The sequence below is a fragment of the Mariniluteicoccus endophyticus genome (assembly GCF_054780035.1).
On sequence record NZ_BAAGXC010000015.1, the window covers coordinates 1 to 15,593 of the forward strand.

General features: G+C 67.0%; 14 protein-coding genes. 8 read left to right on the forward strand and 6 right to left on the reverse strand.

The features are described from left to right. Positions 1-51: 51 nt before the first annotated feature. Both ACYVGD_RS04670 and ACYVGD_RS04675 read right to left on the reverse strand, forming a co-directional pair. Positions 52-270, reverse strand: coding sequence for a glycosyltransferase family 4 protein (locus ACYVGD_RS04670; protein ID WP_460741828.1), 219 nt, complete (start codon positions 268-270; stop codon positions 52-54). A gap of 875 nt (positions 271-1,145) precedes the next feature. After that, positions 1,146-3,152 (reverse strand): hypothetical protein, encoded by a 2,007-nt coding sequence (locus tag ACYVGD_RS04675; protein ID WP_460741829.1) that lies wholly within the window; start codon positions 3,150-3,152, stop codon positions 1,146-1,148. 179 nt (positions 3,153-3,331) lie between these two features. Here ACYVGD_RS04675 and ACYVGD_RS04680 point away from each other — a divergent pair, with 179 nt between their 5' ends. From ACYVGD_RS04680 to ACYVGD_RS04715, 8 genes are all read left to right on the forward strand, one after another. Then, on the forward strand, positions 3,332-4,069 hold the full coding sequence (locus ACYVGD_RS04680) for an EAL domain-containing protein (RefSeq protein ID WP_460741830.1): 738 nt from the start codon (positions 3,332-3,334) through the stop codon (positions 4,067-4,069). Positions 4,070-4,199: 130 nt separating this feature from the next. Continuing rightward, positions 4,200-5,696, forward strand: a complete 1,497-nt coding sequence (locus ACYVGD_RS04685) for a methylmalonyl-CoA carboxytransferase subunit 5S (protein ID WP_460741831.1) — start codon at positions 4,200-4,202, stop codon at positions 5,694-5,696. Between the two features lie 11 nt (positions 5,697-5,707). Further along, on the forward strand, positions 5,708-7,264 hold the full coding sequence (locus ACYVGD_RS04690; RefSeq protein WP_460741832.1) for an acyl-CoA carboxylase subunit beta: 1,557 nt from the start codon (positions 5,708-5,710) through the stop codon (positions 7,262-7,264). Next, positions 7,261-7,536 carry a hypothetical protein gene (locus tag ACYVGD_RS04695; protein ID WP_460741833.1) on the forward strand — a complete coding sequence of 92 codons (276 nt, stop codon included), beginning with the start codon at positions 7,261-7,263 and terminating at the stop codon, positions 7,534-7,536. The genes ACYVGD_RS04690 and ACYVGD_RS04695 overlap by 4 nt, the downstream gene beginning before the upstream one ends. A gap of 16 nt (positions 7,537-7,552) precedes the next feature. Further along, a complete protein-coding gene (locus ACYVGD_RS04700) occupies positions 7,553-7,930 on the forward strand; it encodes a biotin/lipoyl-containing protein (protein WP_460741834.1) in 378 nt (125 codons plus the stop codon). Positions 7,931-8,152: 222 nt separating this feature from the next. After that, on the forward strand, positions 8,153-9,403 hold the full coding sequence (locus tag ACYVGD_RS04705) for a L,D-transpeptidase (protein ID WP_460741835.1): 1,251 nt from the start codon (positions 8,153-8,155) through the stop codon (positions 9,401-9,403). Between the two features lie 205 nt (positions 9,404-9,608). Continuing rightward, positions 9,609-10,253 (forward strand): hypothetical protein, encoded by a 645-nt coding sequence (locus ACYVGD_RS04710; protein WP_460741836.1) that lies wholly within the window; start codon positions 9,609-9,611, stop codon positions 10,251-10,253. A gap of 299 nt (positions 10,254-10,552) precedes the next feature. After that, positions 10,553-11,152: a hypothetical protein gene (locus tag ACYVGD_RS04715; protein WP_460741837.1), complete on the forward strand. Its 600-nt coding sequence runs from the start codon at positions 10,553-10,555 to the stop codon at positions 11,150-11,152. A 144-nt stretch (positions 11,153-11,296) separates the two neighbouring features. Here ACYVGD_RS04715 and ACYVGD_RS04720 read toward each other — a convergent pair whose 3' ends face one another. The 4 genes from ACYVGD_RS04720 to ACYVGD_RS04735 form a co-directional block, all read right to left on the reverse strand. Then, the gene (locus tag ACYVGD_RS04720; RefSeq protein ID WP_460741838.1) at positions 11,297-12,676 is read right to left on the reverse strand and encodes an anaerobic C4-dicarboxylate transporter; all 1,380 of its coding nucleotides are present in this window, start codon (positions 12,674-12,676) and stop codon (positions 11,297-11,299) included. A 4-nt stretch (positions 12,677-12,680) separates the two neighbouring features. Continuing rightward, positions 12,681-14,123, reverse strand: a complete 1,443-nt coding sequence (gene aspA / locus ACYVGD_RS04725) for an aspartate ammonia-lyase (protein WP_460741839.1) — start codon at positions 14,121-14,123, stop codon at positions 12,681-12,683. 117 nt (positions 14,124-14,240) lie between these two features. Further along, positions 14,241-14,840: a type III secretion system chaperone family protein gene (locus ACYVGD_RS04730; protein WP_460741840.1), complete on the reverse strand. Its 600-nt coding sequence runs from the start codon at positions 14,838-14,840 to the stop codon at positions 14,241-14,243. Further along, complete coding sequence (locus tag ACYVGD_RS04735; RefSeq protein ID WP_460741841.1) at positions 14,837-15,583, reverse strand: SDR family NAD(P)-dependent oxidoreductase; 747 nt, start codon at positions 15,581-15,583, stop codon at positions 14,837-14,839. Before ACYVGD_RS04735 ends, ACYVGD_RS04730 begins: the two co-directional genes overlap by 4 nt. Positions 15,584-15,593: the final 10 nt, after the last annotated feature.

Sequence of the window (15,593 nt, forward strand, 5' to 3'; positions counted from 1 at the left end):
CGTCATCCGCGCCCTACTGGACACCGGAGGATTCAGAACCGAACTACACCGTCATCTGTGAAGAGCCATCAAATCCGGGACATCTGCGCGATACCCCGGGAAATGAACATGATTAGCGACTCTGGTTTCCTCCGCATGGGCGCGCAACTGCGGCAGACGGTCGCCGCGCCCGACCAATAGGAGCCGCGCGTGTGGCACTTTGGAGATGATGGCGGGCATGGCCGCGATGAGATGGGTTGGTTCTTGTTCTCGTTCAATTCGGCGACGCAAATTATGATCTGACAGCCAGTCATGCCCAAGGAATCCTTGAGGGCCTTTTTCTCTTCAGAAGATGGAACGGCGAACCGCTCGAGGTCCACGCCTACCCCGTGCACATGCCGCTGCTCTTTAGTGGGGATGAATCGACGAGCAGTCCGGGCGTCTTCGTTGTTGATGGTGATAAGTATGTCGGTCACGAAACCGAGAAGGAACTCAGCGGGGAACTGTGCGACCCAGTTCCCCAAGGGGGCGCCTTGGTAGAAGTGGAATCCATGAGTCGTATAGATGGTCTGTGGCCGCTGCCGTAAATTAATCCCGATTGAATTGGTCGATCATCGACGCCGTTGATGTCACAACCAGCGTGCGAGAGCGTTCCCGCTGAGGTTGATTGATGAGCACGTCGCAGGACGCCGGAGGTACCACCCTTGGGTGGTCAGCCATGAACTTGCCTGTCTCTGCCCCATTCAAACCATCTCGACGCGGCGGGCATTGGCTGCCAATGCCGGACGCACCTTGCTAGCCATATGCGCTGACCGAACGAGAGCAGTTGCGAGGGAGCGAGGAAGGACTCGCGGAGGCTTGCCGCCCAGCAGCGTCAGCAGGGATCCGGTTGTCAGGCCCTCCCATGGGTGGATCACGATCTGAGGCGGCGTCGAGTCTGTGGTCGCAAGATGCGCGATAGCATCCGCACGTTGGGTAGAAGAGCCTGAGGGGTGGGGGCGGATGAGGGAGATGCGACCATTCCTCCAGAGGAGGCGAGTACGAGGTTCGCGTCCGTGGGTCGCGGTGGGGCGCGACCAGGGGTAAGGATCCACCATGCCGTCAGTGCAACAAGCACGGCAGTCGTCACCGCGACCGCGAGGCATCGCTTCATGGCTTCGCCTTGGTTAGGGCGCGGCGCCTTGCCGTTGCTGCGCCGAGGGGTTGGGGAGGGGGACTTGGGCTGCGAAGCGTGCGAGGGCATGGAGCGGGATCATGATCTGCCCAATGGCATGGACTTGATCGGTGGCGCCGGAGCGAGCGCGGGACGCTCGCCGAAGAATGACATGGATCATGCTCTCGCCTGGAAGGTGAGACTTCACGAGGACTGCGTGTCGGACCAGCCTCCGCATATGGCGCCGCTTGAACCAGCCTGCGAACTTGAACAGCAGCGCGAGCGAGAGGATGACCGCCACCGTTCGAGGGTGAAGGTCCACGGTCGGGGCGTTCTTCTTCGTGGCAGCTGACGCAACGATCGTCCCAAGGAGGGTGATGGTGGCGATCAGGTCGAGGTTTTTCGAGCCCCAGTCGACGACCTTGTGCAGGCGTGCGAGGGCGAGGTCGCGGCGGGTGTCGTAGGGGAGGATCCTCAGGCCCTCGATGCTGTGGTTTTCGAACGACTCGGTGGCCTGGAGATGCGACTCCTGGATCTCCTCGAACGTCGTGTCCAGCCTGTTGTGGGCCAGCACGTTGAAGTGCATCCGTCGATTGGCGATCTGGGACGGGGTCGCGTCGCCATTGTTTCGGCCGAGGAACGACATGCCGAGGTAGTCCCAGTTCGCTCGGAAGGTCGCGAACCCGAGTTCTGCCTGGCACTCGCGGCTGAGCTCCTCGGTGAAGTCCACGCGAAGGTTGCTGTGGAACTCCATGGTGGGGTAGTCCTCGTACACGGAGTCGTAGTAGAAGTCGACGTGCGGATCGCGGAACTCCGTCTGGCCATTCACCGAGCAGTAGAGAGTGCCGCCGTCGATCGACCCGGCCGCCCGTCGGCCGATCAGCAGGTGGCCGTCGCGCGTCTCGAGATTGCCTGACACCGCGATCGTGTGGCTGTTCCAGCTGTTCTTCAGATACTCGTTTATCTCCTCCACCCTGCCGTGCTCGAACGCCGACTGGTTCGGGTAGGTGCGGGGCGATCCGTAGAGGTGGGCCGCCTGGACCTCGTCCTCGTGCCGGTCGAAGGCGAGCTGGCGTACGGCCACGGTGTCGTCCGGGTCGCCGTGCGAGAAGTAGGGGTGGTTCAGGATGTCCGGGTTGTCGAAGGCGTCGACGGTGGCGTACGTGGTGCGACCGACCCTGCAGATGACGTACTCGACGTCGTGGGACTCGGGATGGTCATTGTCCAGCTTGATCTCCTCCATCCGGGTCATCACGCCGGAGTAGTAGATCGATCCGTGCTGGAGTGCGAAACCTCCCCGGATTGCTCCGGCGAGCCCGTCCGAGACCTGCTTGGCTGCGGTCCAGTCCCACAACAGGGAAGGCAGGTAGCCGGTCTCGTCGGCGGGGGCGAGGCGGAGCGTGCCGTCGGGGGTCACGTGGAGGCGGAAGTGTTCGTCCAGAAGATCCTGAGCACGCGCGTCGGCGAAGCCCAGGAGTGTCACGTGCTGGCCGTCGTGGCGAAAGGCGTAGCTCGAGTCCCGGCGAGGATAGATCTCCGGATAGTGGGCGAAACAGGCTTCGAGTGCTTCAGCTCCGGCGCTGCAGGCCAGTTTCCAGCCGAACCTCGAGGCCATCCGCAGCAGTGCGCGGCCGAGGAAGTCGACCTCGAGCGTGTCCGGGGTGCTCCCGGGACTCTTGACTCCGATGTCCATGTTGCAGGGCTTGCCCTCGAGACTCCCGGGCCACCACCGGGGATCCTGCGCGGCGAGACGTTGGACTCCGTGCCAGAAGGCCTCGGCGTCACGAGCTGCGCCGAGCAGGAGGAAGTCCTGGATGGTCTTGTGGCTGATGCGGGGGTGGATCCCGTGGTAGGCCGCGTCGCCCCGCCGCTCCGGGTTGGGACGTGCGACGAACGACAGCTTGGTGCGCTGGGAGGCGACCACAACCTCTATGTGGTTCACGGGGTCCTCAGGCTTGAGGCCTTCGGCGACCTGCCGGTTGAAGTCCTGAAGGTCGACGAGGTCGAACAGTCCACGCATGGTCCTCCTCGGTGACGGGCCGCGGTCGGCCGCCACGGAACAGGAGGGAGTCTAGGTGGCGACGCGATGGCCGACTGGGCGGGTACCGGCCTGTTCTACCTGGGCTCGTCGCGAGCGCACGCGAGACCACGTCGCGCCTGGGCGCCGAGCAGCGCCGCGTCACCGCCAGCGTCGGCGCGGTGACCCTGGCCGGCGCGCGCAGGGACGGCACGGACCCGCTGGTGCTCGCCGACATGCTGATGTACGACGCCAAGGAGGGCGGCCGGAACCGCTTCGCGCTGCACGACCCGACCTGTGGGTCCAGACCTCGCATGGGGCAGCGCCTCACCATGCAGTGCCGCCTGGAGGACGCCCTCGACACCGAGGTCATCCGCGGAGGCACTGCGCCTGCTCGAGCAGTTCGTCGCCCTGTCGCCCGGCTTCGTCCTCGCCGCCAACGTCTCCGGGCCGTCGGTCAGCAGCCCGGATTTCGAGTCGCTCCTGTCCGACCTCCTCGACGCGCGCCCCCGGCCCCCGGCCGGTTCGTCCTCGAGCTCACCGAGACCATGGTCGTCGCCGACATGGACCAGGCGCGCGCTCTGGCCACGTGCCTGCTGCGCCGGGGCGTCGACATCGCCCTGGACGACTTCGGGTCGGGCGCCGCGTCCTTCGACTACCTCAAACAGCTCCCGTTCTCCCACATCAAGATCGACGGCCAATTCATCACAGACATCGTCAGCTCGCCCGTCGACCGGGCCATCGTGCGTTCGTTGGTCGGCGTCGCGCGCGAGCTCGACAAGACGACCATGGCCGAGCACATCGTCGACCGCGCCGCGCTGGAGGTCGTCCGTGACCTCGGCGTCGACTTCGGTCAGGGGTACGGCATCGGTCGGCCCGTGCCCTATGACGAGTTCGTACGCCTCCACCTCGGCGGCTGAGTGACCCCCGGGGCTCGCCGGGGCGGCACGGGTGCTGTGGTCCGATGGGAGCCTACGCCCAAACCAATTGGTCAGACATGGGGGGTGGGGGCCCCGCGTGACCGCTGCGCCCCTTTGCTTGGATAGAGCCATGAGCCCACGCAAGATTGGTGTCACCGAGGTCGCCTTGCGCGACGCCCACCAGTCCCTCATGGCCACCCGCATGGCGATGGAGGACATGGTCGGCATCTGTGAAGAGATCGACCAGGCCGGATATTGGAGCGTCGAGTGCTGGGGTGGTGCGACGTTCGACGCGTGCATCCGCTTCCTGAACGAGGACCCGTGGGAGCGCCTGCGGACGTTCCGTGAGCTGCTGCCGAACAGCCGCCTGCAGATGCTGCTGCGCGGCCAAAACCTGCTCGGCTATCGCCACTACGAGGACGGCGTTGTCGAGCGCTTCGTCGAGAAGTCCGCCGAGAACGGCATGGACGTCTTCCGCGTGTTCGACGCCCTCAACGACCCGCGCAACATGGCCCAGGCCATGCAGGCAGTCAAGAAGACCGGCAAGCACGCACAGGGCACGATCTGCTACACTGTCTCGCCGCTGCACACCACCGAGGGCTACGTGAAGCTTGCCGGCCAGCTCCTCGACATGGGTGCGGAGTCGCTCGCGCTCAAGGACATGGCCGCGCTGTTGAAGCCCCAGCCGGCGTACGACATCGTCAAGGCGATCAAGGACACCTACGGCGACGTCCAGGTCAACGTGCACTGCCACGCCACCACCGGCGTGACGCTGGTGTCGCTGATGAAGGCCATCGAGGCCGGCGCCGACGTCGTCGACACCGCCATCTCGTCCATGTCGCTCGGTCCGGGCCACAACCCCACCGAGTCGCTCGTCGAGATGCTCGAGGGCACCGGCTACGAGACCGACCTCGAGATGGACCGCCTCGAGAAGATCCGCGACCACTTCGCCGAGATCCGCCCGCGCTACAAGCAGTTCGAGTCGGCCATCACCGGCGTCGACACCGACATCTTCAAGTCGCAGATCCCCGGCGGCATGATCACGAACATGGAGTCCCAGCTCAAGGCCCAGGGCGCGGGCGACCGCGTCAAGGAGGTCATGGAGGAGGTGCCGCGCGTACGCGAGGACGCCGGCTTCCCGCCGCTGGTCACCCCGTCGTCCCAGATCGTCGGCACTCAGGCCGTGTTCAACGTGCTCATGGGCCGCTACAAGGTCCTCACCGGCGAGTTCGCCGACCTGATGCTCGGCTACTACGGCGAGTGCCCCGGCGAGCGCAACGCCGAGGTCATCGCCAAGGCCCAGGAGCAGACGAAGAAGGAGCCGATCTCCCAGCGTCCTGCCGACCTGCTCGAACCCGAGTGGGGGGGCCTGAAGGACGAGGCAGCCAAGCTCGAGGGCTTCAACGGCTCCGACGAGGACGTCCTCACCAACGCCATGTTCCCCGGCGTCGCCCCGAAGTTCTTCGCCACCCGCTCCGAGGGCCCGATGAACGTCGGCAAGACGCCCGAGCAGGTCGAGGCCGACCGCGCCCGCGCCGCCGGCGAGGACAAGGCCGTCCGCGAACCGATCAAATACAAGGTCACCGTCGGTGACCGCACGTCCACCGTCTCGGTCGAGCCGGCCTGAGGAGAGACCCGATGACTGAACTTCCTTCCATGAAGCAGCGCCTCGAGCAGCTCGCCGAGGCCAAGAAGTCCGTTGAGCTCGGTGGCGGCGAGAAGCGCATCGAGAAGCAGCACGAGCAGGGCAAGCGCACCGCGCGCGAACGCGTCGCCGACCTCCTGGACGAGGGCACGTTCCAAGAGACCGGCATGTTCTCCAAGCACCGCACGACCCACTTCGGCATGGACAAGGCCGTCGCCCCCGCCGACGGCGTCGTCACCGGCTCCGGTGCGGTCCTCGGCCGCCCGGTCCACGTCGCCTCACAGGACTTCACCGTCATGGGCGGCTCGGCAGGCGAGACCCAGTCCAACAAGGTCGTCGCCATGATGAAGGCGTCGCTGACCACGGGCACGCCGTTCGTGTTCATCAACGACTCCGGCGGCGCGCGCGTCCAGGAGGGCATCGACTCGCTGTCCGGCTACGGCCGCGTGTTCTACAACAACGTGCTGCTGTCGGGCGTCGTCCCGCAGGTGTCGATCATCGCCGGCCCGTGCGCCGGTGGCGCCGCGTACTCCCCGGCGCTCACCGACTTCATCATCCAGACCCGCCGGGCCCAGATGTTCATCACCGGCCCGAACGTGATCAAGTCGGTCACGGGCGAGCAGGTCACCGCCGACGACCTCGGCGGCGCCGACGCCCACATGACCAAGTCGGGTGTCGTCCACTTCGTGGCCGACGACGACGAGCAGGCCGCGCTCATCGCCAAGAAGCTGCTGTCGTTCCTGCCCCAGAACAACACCGAGGACCCGCCCATCGTCGAGCCCGACGACGTCGTCGAACCCAACGAGTCGCTGCGCGACATCGTCCCCGTCGACGGCAAGAAGGGCTACGACGTACGCGAGGTCATCGCCGGCATCGTCGACCACGGCGACTTCTTGGAGGTCCAGGCGGGCTACGCCCAGAACCTCGTCGTCGGCTTCGCCCGCATCACCGGACGCACCGTCGGCGTCGTGGCGAACCAGCCGCAGGTCATGTCGGGCGTGCTCGACATCAACTCCTCCGACAAGGGCTCGAAGTTCGTCCGCTTCTGCAACGCGTTCAACATCCCGCTGCTGACGCTCGTCGACGTGCCCGGGTTCCTGCCGGGCGTGGCCCAGGAGCACGGCGGCATCATCCGCCACGGCGCGAAGATGCTGTACGCGTACTCCGCGGCCACCGTCCCGAAGATCACCGTCGTGCTCCGCAAGTCTTACGGCGGCGCCTACCTCGCCATGTGCTCCAAGGACCTCGGCGCCGACCGGGTGTTCGCGTGGCCGACGGCCGAGATCGCGGTGATGGGTGCCGACGGCGCCGCGAACATCGTGTTCAAGAAGGAGATCGAGGCCGCCGACGACAAGGACGCCAAGCGTGCCGAGCTCGTCGACCTCTACCGCGAGACCTTCTCGACGCCGTTCATGGCCGCCTCCCGCGGTCTGGTCGACGACATCATCGACCCGGCCGACACGCGGCGCGAGGTCGCGATGGCGCTCGAGATCCTTGCGGCCAAGCGTGAGGTCCGCCCGACCAAGAAGCACGGTCTGGGGCCGGCATGAGCGAGTCCGGAACCACGACGCAGGAGCTGCTGGCGCTGGTCAAGCAGCTGTCGGCCAGGCTCGAGTCCGTCGAGACCGAGCTGGCCGACATCAAGGCGCGCTCCGACGCGGAGATCGACGAGGACGTCATCATGGCGATCTCGGCGGCCGTGTCGGCATACCTCGGCCACCGCGCCAAGGTGAAGGCCGTCCACTTCCGCCGTACGTCGAGCCCGTGGACCCAGCAGGGTCGCGCCGCCGTCCAGAGCCGTACCGTTCCGCACTCGCGCTGACCCAGGAGACCCACAGATGAAGCTCAAAGTGACCGTCAACGGCAAGGCCTACACGGTCGACGTCGAGGTCGAGGAGGAGACGAAGCCCGGCCTCGGGTCGATCGTCCTCGGCGGGTTCGCCGGCGGGGGACAGACCCCGGCCGCGCCGACCACCGCCGCTGTGCCGGCCGCCACCGCCAACGCCGTCGTCGCCCCGCTCGCCGGCTCGGTGGCCCGCATCCTCGTCGAGGAGGGCGCCGAGATCCAGTCCGGCCAGGTGCTGGTCGTCCTCGAGGCCATGAAGATGGAGACCGAGATCACCGCGCCCAAGGCCGGCAAGGTCAAGGTCATCCACGTCGAGGCCGGCGAAGCCGTCCAGGGCGGCCAGGCCCTGCTCGAGCTCGACCCTGAGTGATCGACTGACCGACCTCGGCCCCGGATCCGTCACAGATCCGGGGCCGCGTCGTTCCCGCGTACGCCCGCCTGAGCATTCGGGGCGTGCCCCGACCAGGACCGGGGTCCCCGCCCGCTCAGGGGCGGTCGTGCGCGGTTGGAACACGATCGTGACGGCGAGCGCACGGGAACTGTGGCTCCTGCATGGCACCCTTGAACGAGGACTTGAGCGACGGGGGGACTAATGGCGAAGATCTCGAGGTGGGCCGCGGCCGGAGCCGCGTTGGCGCTGACGGCGTGCGGGGCCAGCCCGACCACGCCGACTGCGGGCGAGAGTCCCGCGGTCCAGGCCCCCGAGGCCAGCGTCACGCCAGCGGCTGAGACCCCGACGCCAACACCCACCCCGACCCCCGCGCCGTCGGGCCCGTTCGCGATCACGATGAACGTCGCGAACGGCGCCAAGAACGTTCCCGTCGACACCCAGATCACCGTCACGCCCCAGTTCGGCACGATCGGCGACGTGAAGGTGACGTCGACGGCGTCGGGCAAGAGCACGGTGCCCAACATCACCGGTGGCGTCAACGACAAGGGGGCCTGGGTGGCCGGCACGCGCCTCGACCCCGGAGCGACCTACACCGTGACGGCGTCCGGAAAGGGCGCCGACGGCTCCCAGAAGACCGAGAAGGTCCAGTTCACGACGATGTCGCTGCCCCGGTCGAAGGAGGTCTTCCCGACGCTGACCCCCGTCCAGGGCGGTCCGTTCGGTGTCGCCCAGCCCGTGGTGGTCCAGTTCGACCACCCCGTCTCCAACAAGGCCGAGTTCGAGCGCAACATGAAGGTCACCTCCGTCCCCGCACAGGAGGGCTCGTGGGGCTGGATGGACGACAAGACCGTCCACTGGCGCCCCAAGGACTACTGGCAGCCGGGCACGGAGGTCTCGCTCGACGCCAACCTCAACGGCGTCAACGCCGGCGACGGTCTCTACGGCCAGGAGTCGCGCACCCTGAAGCTCAAGATCGGCCGCAAGCAGGTGGGCAAGGTCGACATCGCCAACCACACCATCTCGTGGGAGATCGAGAACCAGTCGCCGAGGACCTATCCGATGACCGCCGGCAAGGAGGGGTTCACCACCCGCTCCGGAACCAAGGTCGTCATGGAGAAGGCCGAGAACATCAAGATGGAGTCCGAGACGACCGGCATCAGCCGCGACTCGTCCGAGGGCTACTCGGTGAAGGTGGCGTACGCGCTGCGAGTCACCCAGTCGGGCGAGTTCATCCACTCCGCGCCGTGGAACGAGGGCAACTTCGGCAAGCGCAACGCCTCCCACGGCTGCGTCGGCCTCAGCGAGGGCCAGATGTACGCGCTGTACGAGTCGGCCCAGATCGGCGACCCCGTGGTGTTCACCGGCTCCGACCGCAAGCTCGAGTTCGGCAACGGCTGGAGCGAGTGGGACATCTCCTACGATGAGTGGAAGTCCAAGTCGGCGCTCAAGTGACGGCGAGCGTGCCGAATCAGCGAAAAGTTCTGCCCGGCGCGCCGCTCCAGAGCATCTGAAGGCAACTTCCTGCTGATTCGGCACGGACTTCCGCTGATTCGGCAGGCCGCTGTCCACACACCCGGTGACACAGCGTGGGCAAATCCCTCCACAGGACGCATCGTTCGGTGACCGTTCGCGGGCGCCCGCAGGCATCTGTGAAGGCATGGACCTCGACATGCTCATGGCTGGTGCGCCGGTCATCCGCCGCAACGACAAGAACCGTGGACGCATCACCCGTCAGGTCAGAGCGGGCAACCTCGTCGCCGTGCTCCCCGGCGTCTTCGCCCGGGCGGGCGCCGAGGAGGACCCGGTCATCCGCGCACAGGCCGTCTGCGCCTATGACCCCCGGGCAGTCGTCACGGGAAGGTCCGCAGCCGCACTCCACGTGACAAGAGGACAGTGGCCTTCCACACTCACGATCGCCTCGAGCCGGAGGTGGCAGCTGTCCCGCTCCTGGCTCTCCGTGACCCAGACCGCCTTCCCGCCAGACCTCGTGCGGCGAGTGCCCTTCCCGCACTGCAGCCCTGCGCTGGCGGTGCTCCAGGTCGCCGGGGCCGAGGGGCCCGACTTCGCCTGCCGCGCGCTGTTTCGACGGCGCGTGCAGCCACGAGAGCTCGAGGAGGCCGCTGCTGCGCTCAACGGGAGCTGGGGTGTCCAGACCATGCGGCGGATCGCACGGGAGGTGCGCAACAACCCGTGGTCGATGCCGGAACGGGACCTCCACGTCCTGCCTTCGAGAAGGACCGTCACCGCCACAACGAGCTGGCCGCCCAGGGCTGGCAGATCCTGCGGGTCACGCCCGACATGATTCACTCCCAGCCGAACCGGGTGATCCGGTGGATCCGCGAGGCCCTGGTCATCGCTCGAGCAGGGTGACCGTGCCGAATCATCCGAAAATTGCCCCTGGCCCTCCCGATCGGGTCCGCAGGAGCGAACTTTTCGATGATCTGGCACGCCCCGCCGACGGCCTCAGGCGTAGTTCCTCGCGCTGGCGGTTCAGGTCCTTCGGGTGCTCGTACGACTCGTCGATGTCCTCCGGCAGAGTTTCATGAGGGATGGAGATACGCGCCCCTGTCGCCCAGGCGTAGGCGATGGAAGGATGTCGACATGCGCATCCTTGGACCCACGGACCTGCTCGCCGCCGCCACGACCGTACGCCAGGGCTTCGCCGACGGCACCGACCAGGTCCGCGACCTTGTCGACCTCGTGCCCCGCGTCATCGGCATGGTCGATCGTGCCGAGGACCTGTTGAGCCGCGCCGAGGGCCTCCTCGACAGGGCCGAGCTCGCCGCCGAGCGCGCCGACGCCGTGGCCGAGGCAGCCGACCGCACCCGCGTACGCACCGACAAGGTCGTCGCCCGTGCAGAGAAGCTGGTCGGCCGCACCGAGGCGCTGATGGTGCCCGTCGAGAGCCTGGGGCCCAAGGCGCTCCCGCTCGTCGACGAGCTGGTCTCGAGCGTCTCGCCCGAGGAGATCAGGGCGATGAAGGACCTGGTCGACCGACTGCCCTCGCTCGTCGACCAGCTCGACACCGTGGGCCCCGACGTCCACAACATCCTCGACGCCGTGACCGACCTGTCCCATGCCCTGCAGGGCCTGCCGGGCATGGGCGCGATCAAGCGCCGCGGCGAGCGCAAGGACGCCGAGGAAGATGCCCAGGAGGGCCCGGAGAACCAGTCGCTCTCCGGAGGTCCCGCGGGGGAGTGAGGGCGACCGCCTGATCCGGCGGCGGGCGGGAAAGCAACGGGGCGCCGCCGGCGTACATGTCCTGGGAGAAGACATCGGTCCCGGATCGGAGGATCCGGGACCGATGTGTGAAGGATTGTGCGGAGATCGGGCTTCGGGTGGGGGTTACAGCAGGACCGCTCCGAAGGCATAACCGAGCAGCACGGCGATCCCGATGATCAGGATGCCCGGGACGATGAAGGAGTGGTTGAACACCGCCTTGCCGATGCGGGTCGACCCCGTGTCGTCCATCTCGACCGCCGCGAGCAGCGTCGGGTAGGTCGGGAGGACGAACAGCGCTGACACGGCCGCGAACGAGGCCAGGATGCCGACGTTGCTCACACCCAGCGTCACGGCGACCGGCATGAGGGCCTTGGCCGTGGCTGCCTGCGAGTACAGCAGCGTCGCAGCGAAGAAGATCACGACCGCCAGCAGCCACGAGTTGCTCTTCAGCGCGTCACCGGCGACCCGCATGATCGTCGCCATGTGGGTGTTGACGAAGGTCGTCCCCAGCCAGGCCACGCCCAGCACGCAGACGGCGGCGGACATGCCGCCCTTGAACGTCGGCGCGCTGAGGATCTCGGGCGGGTTCACCTTGCAGAGCAGCACGATGAGCGTCGCCGTCGCCAGCATGAACGCGATGATGGCAGCATCGCGCGGCATGGGCGGGTTCTTGATGAGCTTCAGCTTGTCGGAGATGGCCGTGGCGTACGCCATGACCGCGACCAGGCCGAGGCAGAACAGGCCCACCGACAACTTGGCGCCCTTGGGGGCGACGTACTCCTTGCGGTCGGCCACGTGGACCAGGCCGGCAGCCTTGCGCTCCTCGTAGACCTTGTCGCCCGAGAGCTTGTCGTCGCCGCGGAGCTTGCCCCACAGCATGACGAGCGCCGCGCCGATCATGCACGCCGGGAACGTCGACAGGAACGTCACCAGCAGGATCATCAGGTAGTCGACGGCCGGCTGGTCCCCGTGGGGCTTCGACAGCAGCGACGACATGTAGACCACGGCCGCCGAGATCGGCGACGCCGTGATGGCGATCTGGGAGGCGACCACCGCCACGGCCAGTGGCCGCGAAGGTTTCATGTCGTTCTCCTTCGCGACCTCCGTGATGACCGGCATGGTCGAGAACGCGGTGTGGCCGGTGCCGGCCATCCACGTCATCAGGTAGGTGATGGCCGGGGCCAGAAACATCAGACCCTTCGGGTTCTTGCGCAGGATCACGTCTGCCAGGTGCACGAGATAGTCAAGGCCTCCCGCCACCTGCATGGCCGCGATCGCCGCGATCACCGCCATGATGATCGTGATGACGTCGACGGGGATGTCGAGCTTCAGGCTCGGGCTGGCCGGGTTCGACTTGTCGATCCAGAACGTCTGGACCTTCGCGCCGAGGAGACCGAGGACGAGCACACCGATGCCCCCGGCATAGCCGACGCCGATGCCGCCGATGCGGGCGCCGATGTAGATGGCGGCGAGCACCACCAGCAGGTGGATCCAGATCATCATGATGTCACCGTGCTGCCTGCGGGTCGGGCTGCTGGGTGGTGGCCGTGACGTCCTTGGGGTGCATCAGGTTCTCCACGGAGAAGATCTCGTCGAGCTGCTCGGCCGACATGAGGCCCTTCTCGAGGACGACCTCGCGGACGGACTTGCCCGTCGCCGCGCACTCCTTGCCGACCAGGTCACCGTTGTGATGGCCGATGATGTCGTTGAGGTAGGTGACGATGCCGATCGAGTTGAGCACGTAGTCGCGGCAGCGCTCCTCGTTGGCCGTGATGCCGGTGATGCAGCGCGTGCGGAGGTTGTCGCAGGCGTTGGTCAGCAGCGAGACCGACTCGAACATGGCCTGGCCGATGACGGGCTCCATCACGTTCAGCTGGAGCTGGCCGGCCTCGGCCGCCCAGGTGACGGTGACGTCGTTGCCCATGACCTTGAAGCAGACCTGGTTGACGACCTCCGGGATGACCGGGTTGACCTTCGCGGGCATGATCGACGAGCCGGCCTGCAGCTCGGGCAGGTTGATCTCCTTCAGGCCGGCGCGCGGGCCGGAGCTCAGCAGGCGCAGGTCGTTGCAGATCTTCGAGATCTTCATGGCGAAGCGCTTCAGCGCTGCGTGGACGAGCACGTACGCGCCGCAGTCGCTCGTGGCCTCGATCAGGTTGGGGGAGGGTACGCACTCGTAGCCGGTGACCTCAGACAGCTTCTTGACGGCCAGCTCGGCGTACCCCTTGGGGGTGTTCACGCCGGTGCCGATGGCCGTGGCGCCGAGGTTGACCTCGAGGAGGAGCTTCGAGAACTCCTTGATCTTGTCGATCTCCTCGCGCAGGGTGGCGGCCCAGCCGCCGAACTCCTGGCCCAGCGTCATCGGGACGGCGTCCTGGAGCTGGGTGCGGCCCATCTTCAGGACGTTCTCGAACTCGTTGGCCTTGTCGTCGATCGAGTCGACGAGCTTCTCCAGTGCGACGACGAGGTTCTGCAGGTGGGCGTACAGGCCGATGCGGAAGCCCGACGGGTAGGCGTCGTTGGTCGACTGCGACCGGTTGACGTGGTCGTTGGGGTTGATGACGTCGTACTCGCCCTTCTCCTTGCCGATGTGCTCGAGGGCAAGGTTGGCGATCACCTCGTTGGTGTTCATGTTGACCGAGGTGCCGGCGCCGCCCTGGAAGACGTCCACGGGGAACTGGTCCATGCAGCGGCCTGCCTCTAGGACCTGGTCGCAGGCCCGGACGATGGCGTCCTTGATGTCGGTGGGAAGAGCGCCCAGCTCCTCGTTCGCGAGTGCTGTCGCCTTCTTCACCTGCACCATGCCCCGGATGAAGTCGGGGACGTCGTTGATGGTGCGATCGGAGATGGTGAAGTTCTCCATGGCCCTTAGCGTGTGGACGCCGTAGTAGGCGTCTGCCGGGACTTCGCGTGTGCCGAGGAGGTCTTCCTCAGTCCTGAACGCAGTCATGCTGTGCTCTCCCTTGGGTTCAGATTGTTGAACAAGCTGGATACTACGCCGTGTAGGAGAGTGGTGGTGACGCGGGGGCGGAGAACCTGTGGTCAACCGGCGAAATGTCGGGATTTCTCAGTCGGCGGAGCCGGAACTGTGGGTGATGTCATCGGCGCCCTCCCCCCGGTCGGGGGTTGCCTCCGTACGCGCATCGAGCCTCGCGAGGTCGTCGGGATCGGCGAGATGGCGGAACGACTCGAGGTTGGCCGTCGACTCACCGCGCGAGACCCGCCACTTCCACTCCTTCTTGATCGACTCGGAGAAACCCAGCTCGAGGATCGTGTTGAAGGACTCGTCGGACGTCTCGGCCACCGACCCCAGCACGCGGTCGACCTCGGCGGCGGTCACCGATTCGAGCGACATCCGCCCGAACAGATAGATGTCGCCCACGCGGTCGACGACGAAGGCCACGCCGTGGGTACGCAGGTTGCGCTCCAGCAGCCACCGATAGACCGCGCCATGGTTCTCGTCGGGGTTGCGCGCCACGAACGCGCGTACCTCCACCGAGTGGTTGCCGACGACCAGCGCGCAGTCGGTGCGCAGCTTGCGTACGCCGGGCAGGACCGCCGAGAACGTGCCCGGCTGCGTCTCCTCCCACTCGATGCCGAGGTCGGCGAGGCACCCGCGGATGACCGCGAGCGCGCGGTCGCGCACGGTCGATGTGGGTTGGCTCATGAGCCCTCCCGGTGGACCTTGTGGTTGGCCGCCTGCGCGCGGGGGCGTACGACCAGACGGTCGATGTTGACGTGGGCCGGGCGCGTGGCCATCCAGGTGATGCAGTCGGCGATGTCGTCGGCCACCAGCGGCTCGGCCACCCCTGCGTACACCTTGGCGGCCTTGTCGGCGTCGCCGCGGAACCGGACCACGGAGAACTCGTCGGTGTGGACCATGCCCGGGGAGATCTCGGCGATGCGTACGGGCCGGTCGACGATCTCGAGCCGCAGCGCGCCGACCATCGAACGCTCCGCCGACTTCGCGCCGCAGTAGCCACCGCCACCCTCGTAGGGGGCCTCGGCCGCCGTCGAGGTCACGAACACGGCGATGCCCTCGGCGCGCTCCAGCGCGGGCAGGAGTGCCTTGGTCACCCGGGCGGTGCCGACGACGTTGAGGAGCAGCATGTGCTCCCAGTCGGCCAGGTCGGTCTCGAGCAGCGGCTCTTGGCCGATCGCCCCGCCGGCGTTGTTGACCAGCACGTCGACCTTCTCGCCGACCGCCGCGGCCAGCGCGTCGACCGAGGCCTGGTCGGTGATGTCGCATTCCACCGCGCGCCCGCCGATCTCGGCGGCGAGCGCCTCGATGCGGTCGGTGCGCCGGGCCGCGCACACCACCGTGAACCCTGCGGCCGCGAGATGGCGGGCCGTGGCCTCACCGATCCCGCTGCTGGCTCCCGTGACGACTGCGATCTGGTTGTCTGCCATAGGGCGATTG